Origin of the sequence: Paenibacillus sp. FSL H7-689, from assembly GCF_000517905.1 — a bacterium.
GTDB lineage: Bacteria > Bacillota > Bacilli > Paenibacillales > Paenibacillaceae > Paenibacillus > Paenibacillus amylolyticus.
Genome location: NZ_ASPU01000005.1, coordinates 119,416 through 143,551, shown reverse-complemented (window position 1 = coordinate 143,551; position 24,136 = coordinate 119,416). Strand labels below are relative to the sequence as shown.

At 43.4% G+C, this 24,136-nt stretch carries 19 protein-coding genes; 1 reads left to right on the top strand and 18 read right to left on the bottom strand.

The features are described 5' to 3' along the window. Nucleotides 1–77 precede the first annotated feature (77 nt). The 7 genes from C170_RS03310 to C170_RS03280 form a co-directional block, all read right to left on the bottom strand. On the bottom strand, nucleotides 78–677 hold the full coding sequence (locus tag C170_RS03310) for a hypothetical protein (protein ID WP_036606230.1): 600 nt from the start codon (nucleotides 675–677) through the stop codon (nucleotides 78–80). A gap of 454 nt (nucleotides 678–1,131) precedes the next feature. Further along, on the bottom strand, nucleotides 1,132–3,576 hold the full coding sequence (locus tag C170_RS03305; RefSeq protein ID WP_036606229.1) for a DEAD/DEAH box helicase family protein: 2,445 nt from the start codon (nucleotides 3,574–3,576) through the stop codon (nucleotides 1,132–1,134). Continuing rightward, nucleotides 3,560–3,886 (bottom strand): nucleoside triphosphate pyrophosphohydrolase, encoded by a 327-nt coding sequence (locus C170_RS03300; RefSeq protein ID WP_036606228.1) that lies wholly within the window; start codon nucleotides 3,884–3,886, stop codon nucleotides 3,560–3,562. Before C170_RS03300 ends, C170_RS03305 begins: the two co-directional genes overlap by 17 nt. A 225-nt stretch (nucleotides 3,887–4,111) precedes the next feature. Continuing rightward, nucleotides 4,112–4,609: a hypothetical protein gene (locus tag C170_RS03295; protein WP_036606227.1), complete on the bottom strand. Its 498-nt coding sequence runs from the start codon at nucleotides 4,607–4,609 to the stop codon at nucleotides 4,112–4,114. 40 nt (nucleotides 4,610–4,649) lie between these two features. Then, the gene (locus C170_RS03290) at nucleotides 4,650–5,117 is read right to left on the bottom strand and encodes a hypothetical protein (RefSeq protein ID WP_036606226.1); all 468 of its coding nucleotides are present in this window, start codon (nucleotides 5,115–5,117) and stop codon (nucleotides 4,650–4,652) included. A 10-nt stretch (nucleotides 5,118–5,127) separates the two neighbouring features. Further along, a complete protein-coding gene (locus C170_RS29940; protein ID WP_051446974.1) occupies nucleotides 5,128–6,252 on the bottom strand; it encodes a WXG100 family type VII secretion target in 1,125 nt (374 codons plus the stop codon). A 578-nt stretch (nucleotides 6,253–6,830) separates the two neighbouring features. Further along, a complete protein-coding gene (locus C170_RS03280; protein ID WP_051446973.1) occupies nucleotides 6,831–7,346 on the bottom strand; it encodes a hypothetical protein in 516 nt (171 codons plus the stop codon). Between the two features lie 141 nt (nucleotides 7,347–7,487). Between C170_RS03280 and C170_RS03275 the strand changes: the two genes are divergently transcribed. After that, nucleotides 7,488–7,829 (top strand): helix-turn-helix domain-containing protein, encoded by a 342-nt coding sequence (locus C170_RS03275; protein ID WP_036606225.1) that lies wholly within the window; start codon nucleotides 7,488–7,490, stop codon nucleotides 7,827–7,829. A gap of 72 nt (nucleotides 7,830–7,901) precedes the next feature. Here C170_RS03275 and C170_RS03270 read toward each other — a convergent pair whose 3' ends face one another. The 11 genes from C170_RS03270 to C170_RS03220 all read right to left on the bottom strand — a co-directional run bounded on the left by C170_RS03270 (nucleotide 7,902) and on the right by C170_RS03220 (nucleotide 23,948). After that, nucleotides 7,902–9,761 (bottom strand): DUF2075 domain-containing protein, encoded by a 1,860-nt coding sequence (locus C170_RS03270; protein WP_036606224.1) that lies wholly within the window; start codon nucleotides 9,759–9,761, stop codon nucleotides 7,902–7,904. A 37-nt stretch (nucleotides 9,762–9,798) separates the two neighbouring features. Continuing rightward, nucleotides 9,799–10,620 (bottom strand): hypothetical protein, encoded by an 822-nt coding sequence (locus tag C170_RS03265; RefSeq protein WP_036606223.1) that lies wholly within the window; start codon nucleotides 10,618–10,620, stop codon nucleotides 9,799–9,801. Between the two features lie 53 nt (nucleotides 10,621–10,673). Next, nucleotides 10,674–13,811 carry a DEAD/DEAH box helicase gene (locus tag C170_RS03260; RefSeq protein ID WP_036606222.1) on the bottom strand — a complete coding sequence of 1,046 codons (3,138 nt, stop codon included), beginning with the start codon at nucleotides 13,809–13,811 and terminating at the stop codon, nucleotides 10,674–10,676. Between the two features lie 257 nt (nucleotides 13,812–14,068). Further along, nucleotides 14,069–14,548, bottom strand: a complete 480-nt coding sequence (locus tag C170_RS03255; RefSeq protein ID WP_036606221.1) for a hypothetical protein — start codon at nucleotides 14,546–14,548, stop codon at nucleotides 14,069–14,071. Between the two features lie 15 nt (nucleotides 14,549–14,563). Next, nucleotides 14,564–15,739, bottom strand: coding sequence for a WXG100 family type VII secretion target (locus C170_RS29935; protein ID WP_051446972.1), 1,176 nt, complete (start codon nucleotides 15,737–15,739; stop codon nucleotides 14,564–14,566). Nucleotides 15,740–15,995: 256 nt separating this feature from the next. Then, nucleotides 15,996–16,280, bottom strand: coding sequence for a DUF4183 domain-containing protein (locus tag C170_RS03245; protein WP_036606220.1), 285 nt, complete (start codon nucleotides 16,278–16,280; stop codon nucleotides 15,996–15,998). Nucleotides 16,281–16,362: 82 nt separating this feature from the next. Further along, complete coding sequence (locus C170_RS29930; RefSeq protein WP_162158946.1) at nucleotides 16,363–17,301, bottom strand: DUF4183 domain-containing protein; 939 nt, start codon at nucleotides 17,299–17,301, stop codon at nucleotides 16,363–16,365. 407 nt (nucleotides 17,302–17,708) lie between these two features. Then, a complete protein-coding gene (locus C170_RS03235; protein ID WP_036606219.1) occupies nucleotides 17,709–18,089 on the bottom strand; it encodes a hypothetical protein in 381 nt (126 codons plus the stop codon). A gap of 438 nt (nucleotides 18,090–18,527) precedes the next feature. Then, nucleotides 18,528–19,001: a DUF4362 domain-containing protein gene (locus C170_RS29925; protein ID WP_051446970.1), complete on the bottom strand. Its 474-nt coding sequence runs from the start codon at nucleotides 18,999–19,001 to the stop codon at nucleotides 18,528–18,530. Between the two features lie 200 nt (nucleotides 19,002–19,201). After that, nucleotides 19,202–22,684: a glycoside hydrolase family 2 TIM barrel-domain containing protein gene (locus C170_RS03225; RefSeq protein ID WP_036606218.1), complete on the bottom strand. Its 3,483-nt coding sequence runs from the start codon at nucleotides 22,682–22,684 to the stop codon at nucleotides 19,202–19,204. Nucleotides 22,685–22,940: 256 nt separating this feature from the next. Beyond that, on the bottom strand, nucleotides 22,941–23,948 hold the full coding sequence (locus C170_RS03220; protein WP_036606217.1) for a restriction endonuclease: 1,008 nt from the start codon (nucleotides 23,946–23,948) through the stop codon (nucleotides 22,941–22,943). Nucleotides 23,949–24,136: the final 188 nt, after the last annotated feature.

Sequence of the window (24,136 nt, the reverse complement as noted above, 5' to 3'; positions counted from 1 at the left end):
ATCAATCTAATAAACCCATGGCTAGAGCACCTTAGCCATGGGTTTGATGATGGATATTTTAATTTCTAGAAATGTTTTTATCTGAACTCACCGGCTAAATCAACTCCGTCAAATGTAGCCTTTGGATAATAATAAACAAACATAGGTAGGCCTGTGAATGAATCAGACTTATTTAAGGTAAGGAAATCCACTTTGCCAGACGATGTCTGGCTTACTGTATTGTTATAGATTTTACCTATTGCTCCAGTTTCAAAATTTACAATACCTACACAATCAATTTTAACTTCTGCTCGGATGTTTCTTTTTATGCCAGCTGTGTCCCATGCGTCAATATAGAAATTCCAACTATTTTTACCGAATCCGTTATCGTATTCTACATAACCAGTTAAAGCTAATGTTTTATTGTTACCTGTGAAAAATTTCTTTGATACCGAAAAGACTGATACGTCCCCTTTATTTTGAATATATGTTATATTATTGTTTAAAGCTGAGTTTTCTTTTAAATATTGTGTATCTTCGTCAGAAAATGGTTCGTTCACTTCATACTTATCTAGTATATTTTGTATTTTTAAGGCTGTATCTTCCTCACCTGTACTTGCGTGGGCTGAATTAGTAAAAAGAACGGAAATGGATATTGAAACCAAGAATAATGTCAATAACATACTGATCTTCTTCACTTTAAATACCTCCTAAAAATTATTATGAAAGGGGTTTCGACAATGCACATTGTGTGGAATAATATACTTATTCTCGTTGTTAGCCTTCTTATCTTAGCTGGACTAGTTTCTGGCACAATCTACTTTTTAATAAAAAATAAGTCTAAATAGTTCACCTCCTTATCACGATACTACTTCCATATATTATATATTATTCAATAATTTATAATAAAACCCTCTTTTAAAAATTAATAATATCTAATCTTTTTTAAGTTGATATATTTGTTGTTCGATCTCTCTACAATTATTAGACAGTTCCCCTATTCGAATAATATAAGTGAACTACAAAAAGTTAATTTCAAGTAAGCAAAAAGCGTACCGATAATCCACTGGTACGCTTTTTGCTTTTTCTTCTTGGTAAATTTTTATTTGCCAAATAAAATTTCAGATTGACTGACTGATAAGAACTTCTTCTCTACTTACCTGCCCCGCGTTCAAAATACGCATGCAACCGATACTGACAAATCTCCTTTGTCCAACGATACAGTAACGCCTTTTCCTCCGCACCCTTCACCTGCACATTCAGCGAGAACACGCCATCCTCGAATCGCGTCATGCTGCCCTTCGAACCGCTCCACATGGACATCGGCATGTCGATAATCAGTTTCTCAATCCGTGTTGCCGTCTTCTTGTTCCATCCCCAGAGCGCTAGCTTGTCCTTGTCTGAAAAGTCTTTCCGTTTCCGGTATTCCTTCTCCGTCAGATACGTATGGAAAAATTCAGCCAGCTCCCCCGGCGTGATCGGGTCCATCCAGTGCGCTTCGCCTCGCTCCAGCATGTACAGCAGCACGATCATCTTGTAGCTTTTGTTCATAATCGTCTTCTCCACATCACGCAGCCACGCCTCATGCCGGACGTACATCTCTCCCTCAGTTGGGGACAGCAGCTCCGCCCAATAGAGAAATCCAACATACGAACCAAACTCGCTCCGATACCCGATACTCTTCGAACGCCCCATGAGATGCAGCCCCAGATACGTCGGGATGCGCCCCAGCTCTCGTTTCACATCCAGAAAATCCTGATGCAACTTCTCGCGGCGCGGCAGCCGTTTGCGGCTTAGCTCCTGAAGCAGGTTCACCACCTTCGTCTCCAGATGAATTCCACAGTTAGCCGGAACTTCCGGCACAGCCGAATCTCGGACTTTCGCGGTTCCCTCCAGCTCTCCGCGCACATCCAGCAAACTCAGCTTCACATCCGCATTCCGGTAGTTTCCGATTAGGTCGATGATGACACAATGTGATTTGCCTTCCGCCAGCCGCAGACCACGCCCCACCTGCTGTGTAAACACGGTGAGTGACTCCGTTGGACGCACAAAGAGAAGCGTGTCTACACGCGGTATATCCGTTCCTTCATTGAACAGATCCACCGTCAACACAACCTCCAGTACACCCGCATCAAGCTGTCGAATGGCTTCCTCCCGTGACATCTCCGTTGTACGCGAATGCAAACTGAGTACCTTCACGCCCTGACTGCGAAAATACGCAGCTAAATAGTCTGCCTGCCGGATCGAAGAGCAAAAGCCAATCGTTCTCGTCTGTTTGTGTCGGACCCAGGCTGCATAGATCGTCTCTACATGCTCCTCTTGCAATTGAACGCCCATGAGCTGTTCCTCATCATACTTTGTCCCAATCCAGCGAATCTGCGAATAATCCGTATCGTCGAATACTCCGTAATATTGAAATGGAGCCAGCCAACCTCGCCGGATCGCTTCAATAAAATGCATCTGGTACGCCACATTCCCATCACAGAGCGCATACACATCTTTGCCATCCAGCCGATCCGGGGTCGCCGTGATGCCCAACAGGAACCTTGGCTGAAAATGTTCAATCACCAACATATACGTCTTAGCCGCCGCATGATGGAATTCGTCCACCACGATCAGATCAAATGCATCCATCGCAAATCCATCCCGGTGCTTCTGCATACTAAGCGTAAAGATCGAAGCATACACACAATCCGCCGCCCCATCCTTATACTGACCGTTATATATCCCATGACTGCGCTCCGGCATGATCCGTTGAAAAGACCTCTTCGCTTGGAACAGAATCTCTTCCCGGTGCGCTACAAACAACACCCGCTGGAACCGCTGGGCGAAGAAACCCGCCAGATACGTTTTGCCAAGCCCGGTCGCCATAACGATCATTGCCTTGTCGTACTGCTCCTCCATCGTGCCTTGAAGTGCTTCAAGGGCATCTAACTGTGCAAAGCGCGGTTGAATCGGCACCAGCGACAGCTCGGCGGTTTCTTCCTCTTTGTCCTCTGGCAGACCTGTGCCAAATTCCGCTTCTTCCATCTCCGTGATGCGCTGGATCATCTCCGGGTTCTTCTGGTGATATTTGCGGTACTCTTCCTCATACAGTTCAATCGAATCCGGGTTAACCGGCAGGGTTGTCTCGTGGTAGAAGCTCTGCATGAACTTGTCCAAAGCCATATGAAACGTATACGGCTCCGCCTCCGCATTCATTGCGAGATTCCATTCATACCCCGTCTTCAGCGCCGTGAACGAAAAGTTGGACGAGCCGACGATCAGTAGTCCTTCCCCGTTGTCATGATCGAACAGATACGCTTTTGGGTGAAAAGAAGTCCCCATACTTCGCCACAGCCGAGCTTCAATTCGTGGATGGACCTCACAGAGCGCCCGAAGTCCTTCCGGCTGCGTGATATACAGATAATCTCCCGCGAGCATTCGCACCTCAGCTCCACGTTCTGCTGCCCGTTTCAAATGCGGGGCAAGCAGCTTCACACCAGACTGCATAATAAAGGACGTCATAATATAAATCCCGGACGCATGCTGCATCCGGGAAATGAGTTCGTCTGCCAAGTTATCTGTAATGAGTTTAACGTTAAGCTTCGTCGACATCGATCAGATACACTCGTTCCTGGAATCCGCCGCGCGCCTCGGCTTTGTCTGCCCGTAGTTTATCCAGCTGCGCCTCATTCGCTCCGTGTACCTCCGCCAACGCCCGGATGACCTCCAGCATGTCGGCTAGTTCTTCTAGGGCTTCCTGATCACTCGCTGCATTTACGTACTCATCCGATTCTTCTTGCAACTTCGTTCTTAATTCTTGCTTATACTCCTCCGGGTCCAGAATGCGTGTGCGGCATTCCTTACCGCTGGATGTGATAATATGCGGGATCTTGTCCCGCACCAATTTGTTGTATGTAGGCATGTGGTATAACATCCTTTCTGCTGTGAGAGCCTTCGAGCCTCGCGCTAGAATCTCCCTTTTTGCCATTATACCATTTGCCGTGGTAAGGGAAGGATTGATTTTGTAGTGCAGTAGATTCGATTGAGGAGATGAGAATAACCCATGACTACTCGTATTCGAGTTGAAATGGGCTTTCTGCCAATTAAAGTCTAATTGTTCTGCATCAAACTCTGGTTAAGAAGGATTCTAAGCCAACAGTTTTGCGATAATAGCATTAATATTCGTTGTTTCTTTATCAATCTCGACCAAGCAAGTGTCATCATCCATAGCTGGTTCATAACCGATTCTAACCTTCTCAATTGCATACTTGTTCTTAATATCAAGAATATACTCTATTAACTTCTGAGCTTTTAACGTTGTCTCTGAATTTTCTCCGCTGAACAATTCCTCTTCAGGAAAGTTAATTACAATATCTCCAAATTCCTCATCAAATGAGAATACAATCATCACGTCGTTAAAGGTATGACCCCGGTTAAGCTGAGACAACAATACATTTCCCGTTCCCTTAGGAGAAAGAATCTCTTCAAGGCTCTCTATTTGCTGAAATTCAATATCGTTTTCACTACGGTTATCATAAAAGTGAGAACTTTTGATCTGATCCGCCTGAATGTTCAAATCATTCTTAATGAATCGATCCAGATTATTTTTGTTAAAATCAATTAAAATGATTTCTAAACTTTGCACAATACAGACCCTCTTACATCAGGTAATTCTTCATATCACATTAATTCGGTATTGTAGGCGCATGTAGTTGCTTATGTTCCAACCCAAACCATTGCTCAATATGATTACATAACAATGGAATGTCTTGAATGGCTTGCTCACAGATTTCTTTATATGAATCTTGAAGCACTTCCTCAAGTTCCAAATTCACTTGATATGCCTCAGTTTGTTTAGCATGGTGCACATCCGCTGGCTCAATGACATAATTTTGATTTTTGGTTAAAGGACTTACATAGATCATCCACTCAAGGTTTCCCTTAAAGTGCTGAATACAATGCTTTAATTCCTCGTAAAGCTGATCAGCGTTATGGAATCTAAAATAAAAACCCGCAGGTTTCTCATATATCCGATTCGGATTATACATCTCTGTTCTATTCCATTCATACGAACCTAATTTGGCCAAGGTATACGCCATAAGTTCCGGCATAAGCACCTCTTCTTTACTTTTCATGTAAATACTTTTTGACACTTTATCCACCTCATTTGAGAGTACGTTTACTTACTACAATATCACCATTGTTCTGTCTACTCACTGTATCCATGTATTCCTTTACAGGAACGGGATCACTAGTCAGACGAGGATCATATATATATTTGCCATCAGAATATACAGTATGGTAAACGTATGATTTCATCTCCCCATACTCTTTAACTTGGATATCCTTTAATTCTGTCCTCGATTTAATCGTGAAAATCTCGCCTCTCCCACCTGCCGCATGAGCTAAATCATCTGCAATTTCCGAACAATCGTACGCTAGCTCTTTTTTGTAAAATTTCGACTTCGATTCCATCGTATTTAGAACCGCCGAATTCCCTATTACAGTAGTCGATTCCTTGGTTAATTTAGTTCCATGTTCAGGCGTGGGACTTTTATTAGAAGAAGTCCTCTCTCTCACACCATCTAACCTAGATTTTGATAGAACTGATCCATCTTTCGGAACCTTATAACCCCTATTATACGTTCCTGTAAAAGCCAACACGAGCTTAGCAGTCTGTAAACCTCCAATAGAAACTGCTGCTTGCCATGCAGGTATGGATTCTCCAGTTACGGGATGATGACCTTCCTTAAATGCGCTGATCTGTTCATCATATATATCTCCCCCACTAGACACCGGTTGCTTAGGCCCAGCCCTCATTTCCTCATAGGTACCACCCTGTTCCCAATACTTAACAAACTCCTTTTGCCCTGGCATCCCATCCTCTGCTTCACTGGCAGGCATGTTAACTCCAAACAAAGGGTTATATACCATTCGTCGTTGTTCTTCTGTGTTACTTATATTATGGTTCATCATTGTATGGACAGCAATCTGTCCAGCAACGGCTCCCAAGCTCACCTGTTCCTGATCTGCTTGTTCGAATCTCTCAGCAATCGCGAACAGATCTTGGGATGACTTAACCATACTTTCCAGTGCTCGATCAAGTACTGAACGTGACTGCTGAAAATCATAGAAAAATCGTTCTTGTGTTGCTCCCGCCCACTGAGACTGGATGAATCCGATCCGTGCGGTCAGGTCATTACGTATACCCTCCAACTGCTGCCTACCCTGCTCGATCTGTCTGGATACATACAACAGTTGCTCTGGTGTCACTTTAATTGTACTCATATCATTCTCCGCGTTTGAAATAGGATTTTACCATGTTAGCAGAAGCTTGATGTATATACATCCTTCTAACATCCTAATCTTTCCTTTCTCACCATAACAATATTTCCAACAACGTACTTCGTAGGTCCTAATTCAAAGGAAATCTTCTTAATCTCTTGATTTAACAGAAAATAATTAACAAACACACCAACGGGCACGCCGTTAACAATGCCGCTGTAAAACTGATCTGTGCCGCGACTCGTCCTCCGGTAAACTCTTGCCGTGAAAAGAACATCCAGATCGAGAGGTACGTAGCGCCTAGTGGGAATGAAATTATCCCTCTAAACGTACTCGGTTCCATGTATCCAGTCATCATGCTTTTACCAATTAGGATTAGAGTAACCAATTCCAATATAGATAATATGAAAAACACGATAGCAATCACTCTTTTCAAAATGTACACCTACTTTCTAGACGCAAAGCAAAGAGCATCCTTTGTATTCTCTGCATCATATATCCTTTATTTGGATGATGTCATCTTGTAAGCGTAACATAGATAAATCAAACATTTAACCCAAATGATCAATTAAAAAAACATCTTACTCTGATGAATCCTTCATCAAACGTGCAGATAGATCATCCAATATCTCTTCCGTTCGTTGAATAAGACTTTCGATGTTGTTTAGTTTTAGTGGTTGATCGTGTGGACAATCCTCCAAAGATGACATATGTTGCATCGTGCCGATGAACAATGCAATATCCAATCCGAGTTCAGTGTCCGTATGCACTAAAGGCAAGATTTCATTCATGGTGAGTTCTTTGGGGGGATGAACTGAATGATACTTATGGATATAAAGCGCCTTAATCATGGAAGCTAGAGCCCAATCACATAGAATTAGGCAGGCTTTAAACTGATTGTGATTACACATGATGGCGGAAAGTTTGAGATGATACTTAGCATGTTGGTGGTAGGCCATTATTGTGGTACGTAGCATGTGGTAAGCAGGAGTATGTTTGGAACTAGGTTGTGTGGAGATATCATGGTCTTGCAAACGTGGGGTAAAATCTACTTGGTGATTACAATGTGCTACGGTTATGGACCAATTTCTTGCCATTGTCATCCCTCCAAAGAGTTAATACCAGTATTATACAATAAAATGATACATATAGTAATCAATTAGATTATTTGTATTCTTCGTTTGGTGTTTACCTTGAGGAAACTTGTCTACACTTTTGAACATAGAGAGGTGAATACCATGAACGAGGACAGAGAAGTTCTGAAGCTGGTCGGAGCCAGAATTCGCGCACTACGCAAAGAAAGAGGGTATTCACAGGAATCCCTCGGAGAAAAAGGTGGATTTCATTTTTCATACATAGGACAGATCGAACGTGGAGAAAAGAATGTTTCTTTGGTAAACCTCGCAAAGATCGCTGAATCTTTGGATGTTAATTTGATTCAATTATTTGCTTATATAGAAGAAGAGTTTGAAGTAACTGAAGATGAGAAACAAATCAAAGAAATTGTACAACTGCTAAGAGATTCTTCTCCTGATAATATTCGAGTAGCCAAAAATGTTATTAAAGGAATATTGATGTGAAAGCACGAACCCTATCCGTCCATTTATGGACGGATAGGGTTTCTCTCTACTTTGCACAGTCCATGGTACACATCATTTTGAATTTGCTCTGCTACATAAATAATTCATCAATTCTTGATCCCGACAGTAAACATAACAACCTTTCATACCCCGAGACATCAAAATTTTATAAATATTTTTGATAAGTTTTGTTAGTTCCTCATTCTTAAATTTAAGCCCTCGTTTTCCCATTCTATCTTTGTACTCATCATAATCTGAATAAAGTTCCATTTTCTCCGAATCGAATTTAAGATCATTCCCTATAATTACGCCTACATAATCAAATTCAAGACCTTGAGATGTATGAACGCACCCGATCTGATCTATACCACTCTCATGAATTGCCCAGGTGCTTGATATAGAACGTGCATTCCAAGGCATAGCAAAACGATGTTCTTCAATAGTGACATCCGGAATTTCCCCATTGCGATTACCTTCTTTATCAGCTGTCCAATTCCAAGCAAATCCTGCTAACATCCTCGCCTTATATCCCTGATCGTTTTTACTTTTGATTAGATCGTATACTTCGTTAGGCGTATCTACTAATTTGAATTCAAAAGAATCTTGATCCCAACCATCGAAATTAGCGGTGGGACGAATCTGTAAAGCATCATCAACCCAATTCAAAAATCCTTCTGCTCCAGAACAACGGAACTGTGCTGCTAGTGAATATTCATGCACTTCCGAATCATATAGGGCAGCTAAACGTTTAATCTCGTCTATAGAACCTATATCTTCAGGACGAATACGTTGAAAGTCATCTATGAAAAACACATTCACTTTAGATGCTTTTATGATATCCTCGATCTGATTCTCCCCAAGATATTGATATGCTCCTTTACCTTTTAAACGATGCGCCTCATCCACTACAAGTACGTCGAACATATCAGCTGGCTCTTTGTAAAACTGACTTGATCCCGTAAATAACATCTTTGTCCTAGTTTTGTTTCTAGCTTGTCGCTGAGTCAAGGTCTCTACCATAACCGTCCGGAATGAAGCATTCGGGGCAATGAATTTAACATTCAACTTATTTTTAAGTAATCCACCAAGGGCATTCATAGATATCACTGATTTACCTGTTCCAGGCCCACCTTGCACAATGATTGTGCGTTTTACATCTGTTTGCTTGGCAAGGCTCATAATGGCCTCGTATGCAACCTTCTGCTCATCAAGTAAAACAAAATCAGAGTTCCCTTGAAATAATCCATCGATATGATCGATTAGCTTCTTGGAAGGACGAATCTTACCGTTCTCAATTAAATAAAGTAAATTAACTCCATTTCCTTCACCTACATGCCTTTTCAGAAAATCTTGAAGTTTAGATGCATCATCAGCTAGAAACAAAGGAGCTTCACGGATGATATCCTGATATTGATTATATTGGAGAGGGTCAGGCTGAACTTTTCTGTAATTATGTAGATATGCACATGAGTATCCGTTAATATCTTTAGAGTATACAGCCTCATTCATATCACTCAAATATTGTTTGTATGACCAAGCTTGATACGAAGGATGCGGTGTCTCTCTTGTCCTACCTCCTATAAAAGCCCTTACTACATCTTCTCGATCCATAGCCTCTACTGAATCCCATTGTTTTAACTCAACGATCACAAAGTTATCATTCTTCTGTTCATCCTGACCTGCAATGATAAAATCTATCCGCTTACTTGTAGAAGGAATATTATATTCAATCAATATTCCGCAGTCATCTGCTACCTTCGAATTACGGATAATTTTCTCCATAAACTGCATAGAGTTGTTCCAAGCTCGTACTTCCCCTTGATTAGGTCTTTTTCCCATGCCTTTAATGAATGCTTCTTCAATCTGAACTGTAATTTGGTTGTTATCAACTGATTCCCGGAAAGCTAATGCGTTACTGCTGTAGATAATCATGATGCGCCGCCTGTAATTGAATTAATTCATCTGATTTTTATATGTGATAATCTATTGATTCTTCTCCGTTTCTCAATAATCTTAAAAAATAAATTTTTTCAGAGAGTATCTCTGATCGTTGTTTTGTGCGGAATACTGTCGCTTCCTCAATATGTAACTCATTACCAAGTAAAAAATACTCATTATCAATAGGATAATAGATATACCATTTTATATTGTCCTTAGCCTTAATGTAAAAACACTCCTCAGAGTATTTATTGTATTTCTTCAATAGTTGCGTTGCTGTCTGAATTGTCAAAGCAACAAAACAAATATTCACGAAGGTAATGGTTAAAAGAATAGCTATAATAGAACCTAACAACTGTTCAATTATATTAAAGTTTATAGATAATTGACTTTCTAAAATTGTCGCAACTAAAAAACCAGGTATAAATGAGAACAAACATCCAATATGAAAAATAAAGATTATGGATACCACAATAAATTTATTGGCTTTTGGAAGTAATCTATCAAAAACATCTATCTTAAAATAAGATACATAAATTAGAACAACATAACTAGTAATAGTTCCCCATAGAATATAGTAGACAATGGACGAACTAATTTTAATTTCGTAAAAGAAAATAATTATAAGGCAACTACACAAAACAGAAAAAATAAAATTCATGAAAAATTTAAACATTCTAACATATAACTTCTTTTCTTTAGTGAAGAATAATTGCTCGATTTTAGTAGACGTTACAGTAGTTATTATTTGATTTTTTCTTATAAAAGCAACTAAAGTTCCAATGAAAACAATTATACTGCCCAGACCACTAATTTTTGATATTATTGACCATTCCGCAATTTGACTCCACACTTTCTTACAGCTCCATTCCAACTTATAATATAACTTATATTTTCAAATAATCTTCAAACAATACACTTATTCGCCACCGCCACCATCTTCGCAGGCATCTCTTCCCGCAGTCGCCATACAAAGCTCATCGGTTTGTTCCCCTCATGACTCACATAATCTGCTTCGCCCAGGAAAACAAATGGAGAGGTATAGTTATGCTCCTCCTTATACTCCCGCACGAACAGCACGATCCGGTGGCCTGTCTGGCGGTGATGAATATACCGCTGCGCGGTAGCTGTATGCTCCGACACCCTGCTCTGTGTCTGCCAGTGGAATAGACGCTCGTTAATCGCATAATCCTCGTACAATGTGGAGGGTGAGAAATCTTTGTCCGATTTGTTCAACGTAATGAAGAAAATATCGGTCTGTTCATCTGCAAAATACTTCACGCCTTCACGGAAGGCAGGTGATTGCTGGGCATTCCAGTAACCGAAGGCGGCAAGTACTTGGTCAATAGAGTACAGACAGTGGATATCCAGTGGACAAGTGTACCGGAACGAATTGCTTTTATCCACAAATCGCAGATGAGCCAGATTATATTTAAAAATATCCACAAGTTCTGCTCGGTATGCTTCACAAGACAGCACACGCTGCACACCCTCTTCGATGCTGGTCAGTCCTAGCTTCTCGGGCGCAGCTCGATGGAAGGTGTAATAGAACATAATCAACATGCGCCGTTCATCGGCGGTGGTTGCTTCTTTGCCTTTTTCAATAAAGTCGATCAGGAACGTCAGCCAGCTTCGGGAGTTAATCGTAAGCACAGACGGCAGTCTGCGGATGTACTCCTCGTATTCATCTTCGATGGGTGCTGTTAATCCGGCTTCGGCCAACATGCCGCGGAAATACCTTTTGCCCGTACGTCCACCATACAATTCAACTAGTGTCATCCCGTGATGTTCAACAAAATGAGCCAAGGTCAGCGGTAGTCCGGTGTCTTGCTGGAACGTTTGCAGCTTCTGGATCAACGCTCTGCGATTACGACTCATCTGCTTGAGGTTGCGCATGACGTATTCCTTCGCTTGTTTTTCCAATTGAATGAACGTGCCGCGAGGCAGGTTCGAAAAGCCGTTCTCGACGTAGTACGAGATGGAATGTTTGGTAGCGCCAATCAGGGCGCGGAATTTATCCTGGAACCTGTACTCCTGATGCGCTTGCCCGATGAAGTCGAGCACGGTCAGGCACTCTTTACCATCCGCCATCCGTAGTCCACGTCCCAACTGTTGCAGGAATACGGTCAGACTCTCGGTAGGACGCAGGAACAGGATGGTGTTCACCTCAGGGATATCCACGCCCTCATTGTACAGATCAACGACAAAGATCATGCGCAGTTCCCCGTTCACCAGCTGTCCTTTCGCAGAATGACGTTCCTGTTCGCTCGACCCGCCATGCAGGGCCATGGATGGAATGCCGGCTTCGTTAAATATTTTTGCCATATACATTGCATGATCCACCCCTACGCAGAAACCAAGCCCCTTCACATCGTCCAGATCGGTTACGTATTTGTTCAGACTTTGGATGATCTGGTTGGCACGGATTTTGTTATGAGTGTAGAGCTTCTCCAGTTCGTTCAGATCGTAGCCTTTACGCGACCACTTCACCTGAGATAGATCGACAGTATCGGTGACGCCAAAATATTGAAAAGGGCTCAGGAGCTTGCGGTCAATTGCATCGGTTAGACGGATCTCGGCGGCAATCGTATGATCGAAGTAGGCGGTAATGTCTTTGCCATCCATCCGTTCAGGCGTCGCGGTGAGTCCCAGCAAAATCTTCGGTTCGTAATGGGACAACAGCTTCTGGTATGAAGGTGCAGCCGCATGATGGAATTCATCCACAATGATGTAATCGTAATAGTCTGGGCTAGTGATCTCCGTCAGCTTCATGGAGTTAAGACTCTGAATACTAACAAACAAGTGATCCAGCGCCTCTGCTCGGTAATTCCCGACATGCAGCTCACCAAAGTTCATATCCTTCAGGATATACCGGAACGTGTCCCGACTTTGCTTCAAGATTTCTTCCCGATGGGCAACAAAAAGCAGCTTTGCTCCCGTATGGCTTGCCCGGAATCGCTTGTAGTCGAAGGCAGAGATGACCGTTTTGCCAACGCCTGTGGCGGCGACGATCAGGTTGCGGGTTCGTCCATACAACGTACGCTCGGCGTTCAGCTGTTCCAGCACTTCTTTTTGGTAATCGTAAGGCTGGATGTCGAGGTGAAAGTGGTTGGACTGATCTTTTTTACGATTCAGAGCCGCCTTCAACTGTGCCTCATGCCCTTCATCCTCAGCTACATATCGCGTGAATTCACGGTCATTCCAGTAACTCTCGAAGGTCGCTTCAATCTTGCGCAGCACATCGAGTGAATCTTTCTCCGTCACCTTGAGGTTCCACTCCATACCACTGGTCAGCGCTGGGTTGGATAGGTTAGAGGAGCCGACATAGGCTGTTGTGAACCCGGTATCGCGGTGGAAAATATACGTTTTGGCGTGCAGCCGGGTCACTTTGGTATCATACGAAATCTGGATCTCTGTGTTAGGTAATTTGCTGAGTTCAGTGATGGCCTTTAGGTCGGTTGCCTCCATATAGGTGGTCGTGATGATCCGCAGCTTCCCGCCACTAGCCGTGAACTGTTGAAGCTGTTCCAGCAGCAGGCGAAGTCCGCTGAATTTGATAAATGACACCAACCAGTCGATCCGATCGGCTGTCACGATCTCCTTTTGCAACTCCAATAACATACTCGGCTCGGACTTTGCACCTGTGAATAAAGAACTTTGGGAGATGGGCGTATCTGGACGAACGATTTTGGTATCCCGGACTGCACGAATGCTGTTCAGCTTGGAATACACATGGGTCAACACTTCCCCCTGCTCATCCAGTTGCAATTCATTGTACTCTTCTTCCCCCAGCGTACCTTTCAAGGTAGCAATAATCTCATTACACGTTCGAATCTGCGCCAATACTGCCGTTTTATCTTCCGTCTGTTCCCGCACAATCTTGAGCGCTCGCCGGGTTACCGCCGCCAAATACGTGGACAGCAGCTTGCGCGCTTCCTCTGCATTCAACTTCTCGGTCCCAATGTTATACACATCCGGGTCCAGCGCCGAAATCTCCTGTCTGGTGATGGTGTTGATAAGCTGTTCATATATGCCTTGTTTCATGAATGTACCTCGCGAGAGTTAGGATTTGTGGATAGTTCTCTATGTATATGTTAGCTGAAAGTTGCTTCTTCTATATTATCGACCAATCTGTGGAAGATTTCATTAGTTGTTTGATTTCATAGGAAAAAGCACCTTTACCTGTGGTCTGGTAGAAGTGCTTAATGATATGACTTTAAATCGTGCATAGATGTGCGCAACTCATATCATCTTTTCACTGTATCACTTAGAATTATAAGTTAGTATGACAGTCTTCTCTCTTAAATTGAAAATAAGGTTATCATCTTATCTTTAATAAAGATTGATAAGTAATCGCTTGTTTTTTGAGTTTGAATATCAGCACAAAGGCTAGTTATCTCCTTTTGAAGTACCAAAAGCGCGGCTGGAATAACAAAAATGTTCATTTTCTTTATATTCAGACCCTCATCATCAGTTTCAATCTCAATTCTCTTTATATCGTCATCAGCACGCAAAATATCACCTAGACAATAGACAATCTTGTCTTCTCTAGCCTCCTTAACCACTTTTTCTCCTAATAACCCTAAGAGAACTTGATAATTCGGGTCTCCGTCTTTAAATATATTAATTAACTCAATGATTAGGTCATTCAGAGAAATATTTCTTAATTTCTCTTCCATCCTCTCTCTTGAATCATCTAGAAACCACGATTCGAGGTCCACTGGTGTATCGTCTATTATCCCGGGAACATAGGGCTTAGTGTAAAGAAAATCTTTATTCATTGTTTAACCTACCTTTTAATGTTTTTTATATTCCCCACCTATTTTTTTAGCAACTCTGTCAAATAGCATATCCCACACTGCATCTTTATTACCAGTTTTGAAATATTCTTGTGCTTTTAGATCACTTCTTAGCTCTTTTTGAATATTAGCGAATATAATTCCTATGTCTTCTGCATTTTCTTTCCAACCTTCTGCCCCTCGTTTCATACTCAAATTAGTACCATTTGGAGAAACAGCTCTTATCTCAGCCATATTAAAATCTATTGCAGTGGCTATATCTTCAAGACTGAAAGGCCCGTTAGTTGGATGGTTATGAGTAAATACCGTATCTTTAGCTACATCTTTATGGTTACTTATATTTATAGACTTTTCAGTACCAACAACCGTTTCTCCTATTAAATTACCATTCTTATCAAAAAATTGCCCGTGTTCCAAGGGTTTATTTCGAATTTGATCCTCAAACTTATTAACAGATTCTAAATAATGAGTTCTACCCGTCCTGTCGTTTCCTTTCTCCTTATTCGACTCAGGCTTGCCTCCGCCCGACCCAATGTCGTCCTTTGAACGAAATGCTTTGCCAAACAAAACATACGCCAGGGCCTGTCCCGTCATCGCCCCACCGTAATACCCTGCACCATTCTCATCGATCTGCTTCTTCTGTTCTTCTACAAATTGCTCTATATCTGACCTCGCCGTTCCCGTACCCCAAGCGGTATCCCATGCAAACTGAATGCCACGCCCAACGTCTACAACTTTGCCCACTGTCATGGCATATGCCACACTGCTTAATGTACTGAACGGGTTATCGAAGAGAGCTTCTGCCGTCTGGCCCATTCCCGTTACTGTTTCTCCTACTGATTTATCAAGCAGCCCTACAGCGAAATTTCGCTTTAGTTCTTCTGGAATGTACAGTGCAACCTCACCTGAGCCGTCTGTTGTTCTGAAGTTCATTGCTATAAACGTAAACTCTTTCTGGATTTCGTCCAACAGTCCGAGTGTAGTCGGGAACACTTCTTTCACCTGCATAAAATCCCAAAAGAATCGCTCTCCTGTCACACCAGACCAATCGGACTGCAACATATAGATCGATTTTTCCAGTTCCCAGACCATTCGCTCCAGTTCCTGTTTCTTCTGTTGGACCAACCGGGCCTTTTCCTCTAATAGATCGGGATGTACCTCGATTCGCTGCATTTCCTTATCACCCGCCAACCTGACCTTAGTTTATGTACCTAAATTTTAACAAGTGGGAAGGAAGATTGGAATCAAACGGAAGGATCATTTCCTCAGAGGTTATCCGGTAGTTGGGCAACATCCTTGGGTAACTATTTTTGCACATTAATGCATGGATGAATGCCGTTGAGTCGACTGGGTATCTTGTACAAAAAGAACGACTTCTATTACAGATAGAAGTCGCACAAGATAACAATACAGCATGATTAAATCTTCTTTAAGACACTACAAATTGTACGACAATTGGAGTCCCATCATTTAATGCATCTCCTCCGGGAATTGTAATTGTAGTCGTCGTAGCCGAGGATGTATCTGCTGTTTGCATAAGGCCATTAATATAAAGATTGTAGTAGTTGTAGGTGCCTGGAAATGCGGTTGCAGCTACACCAGCGTCGTTTGTAAAAGCAGTCGCAGCAATGGCAAACGTTGCCCCAGTGCCGGTCCCATCACCAATGGTTGCAACAAATCTTAAACTGTTCTGAAATGGTGTCACAAGTGGCATGTTTCTCACCTCCTACCTAACATAGTATATGTGGTAGGTTTGGGAGTAGTGAAGGCAAAGGAACCAGCAACTAAATCCAATTTTAACCATTTATAATATTGGCTGTTATTATAATTATCTCGATAGTGATAGGTGTCCCTGCAAAGATCACACCGTTTTGTGACGAAAAAAACAACCTCTCTGCACTTACACTGTATGAGTTTCCTGGTTGGACAATCCCGTTTATATAAAGATTGTTGAAACTAGTAAGTCCAACCCCGGCAAATTCGGTTATGCTGTCGCCATCGTCATTTGTGAATTCTGTGGCAGGAATTACAACCGATGCCGACAAATCCAGATCGGTGTCCGGAAAATAGAAGTAACGGTTTGCCGTAGGAATGATTTCAATTCCGGGTACGGTGCCCGGCGGACCTTGCTCGCCTGGGGGACCCGTTGGTCCTTGGACTCCGGGAGTTCCCGGTTGACCTGGCTCACCCTGAGGACCTGCGGGACCCTGCGCTCCGGGAAGTCCTGCTTGACCCGGTTCACCTTGAGGCCCTGCGGGACCTTGCGCCCCGGGAACTCCGGGTTGACCCGATTCACCTTGAGGGCCTGCGGGGCCTTGCGCTCCGGGAACTCCCCGTTGACCCGATTCACCCTGAGGACCTGCCGGGCCTTGCGCTCCCCGAACTCCCGGTTGACCCAGCCCGCCGTGAGGACCAACAGGACCCTGCGCTCCGGGAACCCCCGATTGACCCAGCTCACCCTGAGGGCCTGCAGGACCCTGCGCTCCGGGAAGCCCCACTTGACCCGGTTCACCCTGAGGACCAACCGGGCCTTGCGCTCCGGGAACCCCCGTTTGACCCGGCTCGCCGTGAGATCCGGCGGGGCCTTGGACACCTGCCACACCTTGCGTTCCAGGGAGACTCACAGTCCCCAATTCATGTTGTCTCAACGGAGCGAGCAGGGGGCCGGGCTCACAACATACCGGGTTGCTGCCTCCCCCTCTCGGTAATGCAATGACTTTTTTGTCACGGGCCATTTTCTGTGATCTTAATGGACGCTTCGGTGAGCAGCGCTTTTTCCGATAAGACCTACGGATAATATGGCATCTCTTTCGTTTTCCCAAGTGTTTGTTTCTGCATTTCGACGTAGAACGACTGGGCCTTAATTTGTTGAGGGTGGCTGTCCTCTTGTTCAGATACTTCAAAATGGTCATCTCCTTAGGCCAAGGCACACAGTATATATGCCCTATACTATGTCCTTAGCACATTCGGAGAGTGTGCGAATAACTATGAGGGAAGCCCAATAAAAAAGACAAGAGTCCTGCTATAGTTGTCCTTTGCCTTGCCAGCACGGCTTCATTGTCTCCTCAGTAGGACCTCACAGATCATATTTTATGTTTAACTCAGACGATCCATCAGGATCAAACTTTTTTTCAGTAGACTCTTACCTCTCCTTAAAATGCTGAACGATCTCTTTCGGTTCCTGCGTCTCCAATGTAATCTGGCCTTTCTCGAATAGGATCATGTACGGATATGATTTCAGACCAAAAATCTTCTCATAATTAAACTTATTCTCATCACGGAAATTATAAAAGGTTACGTTAGTTATTGGGCCTTCTGCCCTCAAATTCTCGTTATTCACTTCATTTAATTGCGTCTGTAACTCAACAATAAATGGTCGCTCCGAAGGTCGGTCGGTAAATACAATGAGTGATGCATCATTTCGTTGATTTTGCGTTAGATAATCAATGGCCTTCTCTCTATTGTTCTGACTACATCCTGTTAATAGGAGTATCAAAATACATAACACCCAAAGCCTCTTCATTTATATAACCACCCAAAATATGATATAATTGGTTATTAACTATTAAATTCACTTCATTAAAAAATCTATTCGCTGAAAGGAAGATGCACATTGAACAAAAGGAATATCATCATCTTTATCATTATTGCTCTTATCATATTGATACTTCAACTTGTGCTTTATTTTTCTGTAACTAATAAAGAAGAATCCACACTTCCCGATTCTAACATCCCACTTCAAACCAAAACCGTAGATGAGCTTACCATCTCACTGCGTAATGCAAACTAACCTATACAGATCATGAAGTGCACTTGGGTTATGAGATTCAGGGTGGTGGACAGTCAATGCTTTGTACAGATAAAATCTCGATTTTTCACCTTTCAAATAGCAACAAAAACCTGCATAGCCAGCCTCGGCTTCACAGTTTTTATTAAGAATTTGCATGTGGATACATCTCATTTACAACTTAGGCAACCAAAAGGGGTTCTCTTCCTTCTCACACCCGGTTAACACGTAAAAAATATGTCCCTGCTCACTCTTCATCGTACCGATCCCTTTGCAGGTGTCTGTCTTCATTCCCTGTTTGGAGCCATAGGCATCCCTTGAGTTATCGTAAGTCGATTGAATAGCTGTACCATCATAGATCAATTCCTGGATAATGGGCCCACCTTCAATGGTATACATCGTTACACGAACCTGATCCTGCTGTTTTTTCTTCACATTTTTCATAAATGTGTCCCACTTATCTTCGTTCCGTATGCCTCCATGAAGCACAACCACATCGCCGCTTTGCTCCGCTTGCTCTGGATTATGAGGCTCAATAATTTCTGGGAATGATTTCGTGATTACTGGAGAATCCGTTGTTGGATCATTTGCCTGACAGGCAGTTAACAGCATTAAAGCTAACGATAGGATAAGCATACTTTTTCTCATTCCATCACCTCATGTATGAAACGCTTCAATCTTATCCTTTGTTGCATGATTATGCTTAATTTGTCATTTATCTGTAACTCCCTCGTTGTCCCGAACGTACTCTCACACCTACATACAAGAAAAACCCTTCACGCAAGCGATTCAGATCCACGTTCCCATGAACCGATGCCTGCTTGAAGGGTTTTATATTTCCATCACATTTATTTCTCGAATCGGAACCAGCCAAAGTCAAACTGACTGCCTGGCAGGAAGATAAAGCTTACTTTCTGCTCACCTTTCACCTGTTCAAGCTCAAACACCCGCTCCTCATATCCACCCGACTGGGTGAACTCAACCAACTGGTTGCTCTGTCCGTCCGCACCTGCAAAACGAATATGAATGGTATTTTTATCAATCGGCGAATGACCGTAGATCACGAGCTTGGATGTGCCTTCTGCCGTAAAGTCCATGTTTTCAAACTCCAGCGATACATTGTTCCCGATACCTTCTACTCTGTCGCCCTCAATTTTGAACGTATCTCCGTAGAGATGATCACAGGATGCAGCCGCATTCTGTTCAAAGGCCCGACTCTGACGTTCGAAGGAAAATCCTTTAATATGAATCTTCTGCTTCAGCACAAAACAGATCGACGTGATCCCGCTAAGACGTTTGGATAATTGGTACGTCTCTTCCTGGTACACATTCCAAATGGACTCTTTGTCATAAACCACATCTGCGATCATCGTACTTCCTTCTTCATCCGGCATACCTTCCCAGATCTGAATGAAGTAGTCCTCAGTGGATAGCGTGAAAATAGGAATCGTTATGGTATCGGAGCCGTACGGTCCGAAGTCAATATTACGGAAGCCTACATGCGTCTCTCCATCCCGACTTGTCGCTACCCCGCGCTCATTACCGTTACCTACCTCACCTTTGGTGTAATCGTACAGTCCGCCCGTGATGAAGCCGTATGGATCTTTGTAGGCTGTGCCGAGACCGTCCGCCTTGAACTCCAGCTGGGAGATGAGTTTCGTTTTATCCGTACCATTGGTACTGGTTGCGCGAAGCCGGAACTCCCCGTCACCTATAGCCGATACCTTCACCGCATGTTGATGCTCACCGTTATCGCCCGTTTCTGCTTGAACAGCTTCCACTTTGGCAATGTTGGATTCAATTCCTGCATCGTTCACAACAGCCCACTCTATGTCGCGGTAGGAGGTGTTCTCCGGATACAGCTTGGCGGTTACGACCAGCTCCGGGTTGGACGGATCGAGCAACTGTCCTGCACTACTGATGATCTCGATTTTCCGCAAAGGAATCTCCTGAGCATTTCCCGTAAGCACCGGACGTTCTTCATTGTTCATGAAGACAGGTTGTACTTGTTTCACGTCATTAAGTTCAGCCGTCACAACTAGAGATTCAAATTCAGCCGTTGCTCCTTCCAACCCTTCGGAAGAAACTTCAATCCGTACCGTTCCAGCTTCATTTGTCGCTCCGATGATGGCCATCAGTTTACCGCTGAACAGTCTTCTGCTCAATCCTTTGTATGGATCATAGTCCGTGCTGTCCCCGTTATCCAGACCCAGCAATCTTCCTGCACCCGTCACCTGAACTTGTACGCGGTTGTTTGCATTGTGAACTGGATTACCCGTTTCATCTTCAACATCAATTTCTACAAAAATCAGGTCTGTGCCATTCGCTTGTAACTGCTCCCGATCCGCTTGAAGACGAATTTTCTTCGCATCCGTATAGGATCTTTGTGCATCGGTTGCAATGATTTGACCGTTCTCATCGTAAGCGATCGCTTTCAGCTCGCCCTCTTCATAAGGCACTTTCCACCAGCCCGACAACTGTGTTCCATTGGCATGATCAATATCGTACGTACCAATGGTTTTACCATTAAGTTGCAGCTCAATCTTCGGCGCGTTGCTGCACACGCGTACATCAATGATTTGCCCCGGGCTGAAATCCCAGTAAGGGAACAGGTGAACCATCGGACTTTTCTTATAATCCGTCCAAGCCGCTTGGTAGATATAATAAGAGTCTTTCGGGAACGTTGCCGTATCCAACTGTCCAAAATACGAATTCTTCGTATGATACGGTGTCGGTTCTCCAATATAATCGAATCCAGTCCACAGGAACTGTCCCAGTGAATACGGTGTATCCCGTTCTGCCAAGATGCAGTATTCTGCCGACTTCGCGCCCCAGCTGGTCGTACTGTTACCCAAAGCCGAGCACTGCTCGTCGTCATCTGCCAGAATCGGCTGTTCGAACGGGAAGTGATAAATGCCCCGACTCTGCACCACAGAAGACGTCTCACTACCATAGATGATCCAGTCCGGATGTTCTTCATGATGTTTGTCGTAATATTTTTCCGCGTAGTTGTAACCTGCCAGTTTCACGATATCTGCGCATTTTTGTGCATTTTCCCAAGGCATATAGTTCGAACCAATCGTCACGCCAGCATTACCTTTTGGATCAAATTCCAGCACATAGTCCATTAACATGCGAGTTACTTCCTGTCCACGCTCATCCGCATGGGTATCGTAAATTTCGTTCCCGATACTCCACATGATCAGACTGGCATGGTTACGGTCACGCTTCACCCAACTCTTCACATCCGTATGCACCCACTCCGGGAAAAATCTCGCATAATCGTATGGCGTTTTGGCACGTTCCCACATATCAAAGGCTTCAGACACAACCAGCATACCCATCTCATCCGCGAGTTCCATGAACTCTTTGGCAGGCATATTATGCGCGGTGCGGATAGCGTTAACGCCCATTTCTTTGAGCAAAACGAATCTTCTGCGCAGTGCCGTCAGGTTAAACGCAGCCCCCAGCGCCCCGAGATCATGGTGTTCACACACACCGTTCAGCTTCATCTTGACCCCGTTCAGGTGGAACCCTTCATTGGCATCCAGCTTGATATCCCGGAATCCAATACCCTGTGATACCGATTCAACTGTCCTATGTTCCTGATCATCCGAGATCAATCGCAACTCTGTCACCAGTTCATACAGATGCGGTGCATCTGGGCTCCACAGGTTTGGATTCTCCACTATGATCTGTTGGCTATCTGTCGATGCGGCCGCATTCTCATCCACCGAAGCCGTAACATTCGCTTGGCTGGATGCCACCACCTGACCTTCATACCGGATCGTATGCATCAGTTCTGCTTGCTGATTCTGTTCCAGGTTCAGCTCCGTATCCACTTCCACCTGCCAGCCATCCGTCTGTTGCTTGATGGATACATAGATCCCATCCGTAACAATATGGTTGCGGTCTCTTTTTTTCAGCCACACATGGCGATAGATTCCGGCCCCGGAATACCATCTGCTGTTCGGGCTCTGATGCACCACTTTGACCACAATCTCATTGTCGCCTTCCACCAGTGCATTCGTGATCTCATGTTCAAAAGCAGAATATCCATACTTCCACTCCCCAACCAGCTGCCCGTTCACATACACCGAAGAGTCCATGTATACGCCATCAAAACAAAGCAAAAGTTGCTGCTCATCCTTCGTGTAATGGAACGTCTTGCGGTACCATCCAATGCTGTCCTCATACAGTTCAAGCGTATTATATATCAGCCAATCATGGGGAAGCTCCACAGGTTCATACACCAGACCCTCAGGTTCCGTAACGTCCAGCTTGCTTTTCGCAAATTGCCATCCATCATTAAATAGTCTCTTCTGATTCATGTTAGTTTCTCACTTTCTTGAAGTAAATTATGATTGCGATTACAACAGTAAATGTCGCTTTCTCCGAAAACCTTTTCGGTAATACACAAGTATGACTATAACACATAACCCGATTATACCATCAGTCTCTTTCCTGTAACTCCTTTTCATAAGATTTTTAGCCATAATGATGAACGTTTTATTCCCTCCAAGCATTGTAACTTTCGATGACAACAAGCCAAAAAGGCAACCCGTCAACCGGGTCACCTTCTCTGTTCTATAAAGGCCAATATATCTTCTTTAGGGGCATTAATGATTTAGCCTCTGAATCAAATGCATCATAATGCTGATTAATCAGCTCTACCAGAAGATCTGCATCTACCAAAGAAACTGGAATGTTAGAACGTTCTGCTTCATACTTAGCCTCTCTGGTGAATCCCCCAGTTGAAACATAAACTCCTTGATCACCGGGTCTTAACCCTCCGATAAAACTTCGAATCTCATTGGATCCCATCGCGTTTTTCCTATGTTTAACTTCCACCATAATTCTAGGCTGTTGCAGCCCCAAACCATCTGGTGATGCAATAATATCTCTTCCGCGATCAGGTCCTTTTACAGATATTCTTGTTTTGTATCCCATGCCTCTTAAGACACCAGCTACCAGACTCTGCATTTCTTCCCAATCTAAATGATTGAATTTGTCCTTTATAAATTCATGTGCTCTCTCAATTACATCCTCTTTAATCGCGTCTAGTTCCGCCTGCTCTTTTTCTGTTTCTTCTGGATGTAGATCAAGGGGTTCAGATCTTTTGGATTTCAAAAAGTGAGTAAGTTCCTTCACTGTTTCAGGCTGTAATGCAAAAAGTGTAATCTTCGATCCTAAGGTACTGCGTGTATTTGCAGTTAAAACATCCCGATCTACTTGTCCCGTCCACGTCACCTTTCTATAATGTTTTTTGTCTGAGATCATACCTTCACCGTACTGATAATCGGAAATGATTTCTCCAATTAGATACTCGCGTGTTTGAGGGTCATATGTAACTACCAGATCTCCTACTTTCATATCATTAGCAAATCTGAATAACTGACCTGCTGTAATATTTACTTTACCATCCTTATAATCAGGATACTCGTTACGAAGTCTTTTCTTTACATCGTCGGTATGTCTTACTTGTGTCAATGAACCTACTTCATTCCAACCAATAGCTATCACTTGTGTTTCTTTAAACTCTTCAAAGAGGTAGGCACTCTCACCGGCTCTAATGAACCAATTATTTTTACTCATAAGTTCCTCCATAACTTGCTTATTTCTAACTTAATTAGAAGTTTCGGCATGGAAATGACATTCCCTGCATGAAGACTGTATATAGTTCAGTAATTTATTACACTTCGAACTGCATGATTATTGTTAACCAAATCTAAAAGGTGACTTGAATTATCTCAAGTCACCTCTTCTTTGAATATGTCTTATGC

Coding starts and splice junctions, on each gene's coding strand:
- C170_RS03305 (WP_036606229.1), bottom strand. CDS start 3,576: ATGTCGACGAAGCTTAACGTTAAACTCATTACAGATAACTTGGCAGAC.
- C170_RS03300 (WP_036606228.1), bottom strand. CDS start 3,886: ATGCCTACATACAACAAATTGGTGCGGGACAAGATCCCGCATATTATC.
- C170_RS29940 (WP_051446974.1), bottom strand. CDS start 6,252: ATGAGTACAATTAAAGTGACACCAGAGCAACTGTTGTATGTATCCAGA.
- C170_RS03280 (WP_051446973.1), bottom strand. CDS start 7,346: ATGGCAAGAAATTGGTCCATAACCGTAGCACATTGTAATCACCAAGTA.
- C170_RS03275 (WP_036606225.1), top strand. CDS start 7,488: ATGAACGAGGACAGAGAAGTTCTGAAGCTGGTCGGAGCCAGAATTCGC.
- C170_RS03270 (WP_036606224.1), bottom strand. CDS start 9,761: ATGATTATCTACAGCAGTAACGCATTAGCTTTCCGGGAATCAGTTGAT.
- C170_RS03260 (WP_036606222.1), bottom strand. CDS start 13,811: ATGAAACAAGGCATATATGAACAGCTTATCAACACCATCACCAGACAG.
- C170_RS03255 (WP_036606221.1), bottom strand. CDS start 14,548: ATGAATAAAGATTTTCTTTACACTAAGCCCTATGTTCCCGGGATAATA.
- C170_RS29935 (WP_051446972.1), bottom strand. CDS start 15,739: ATGCAGCGAATCGAGGTACATCCCGATCTATTAGAGGAAAAGGCCCGG.
- C170_RS03245 (WP_036606220.1), bottom strand. CDS start 16,280: ATGCCACTTGTGACACCATTTCAGAACAGTTTAAGATTTGTTGCAACC.
- C170_RS29930 (WP_162158946.1), bottom strand. CDS start 17,301: ATGGCCCGTGACAAAAAAGTCATTGCATTACCGAGAGGGGGAGGCAGC.
- C170_RS03235 (WP_036606219.1), bottom strand. CDS start 18,089: ATGAAGAGGCTTTGGGTGTTATGTATTTTGATACTCCTATTAACAGGA.
- C170_RS29925 (WP_051446970.1), bottom strand. CDS start 19,001: ATGAGAAAAAGTATGCTTATCCTATCGTTAGCTTTAATGCTGTTAACT.
- C170_RS03225 (WP_036606218.1), bottom strand. CDS start 22,684: ATGAATCAGAAGAGACTATTTAATGATGGATGGCAATTTGCGAAAAGC.
- C170_RS03220 (WP_036606217.1), bottom strand. CDS start 23,948: ATGAGTAAAAATAATTGGTTCATTAGAGCCGGTGAGAGTGCCTACCTC.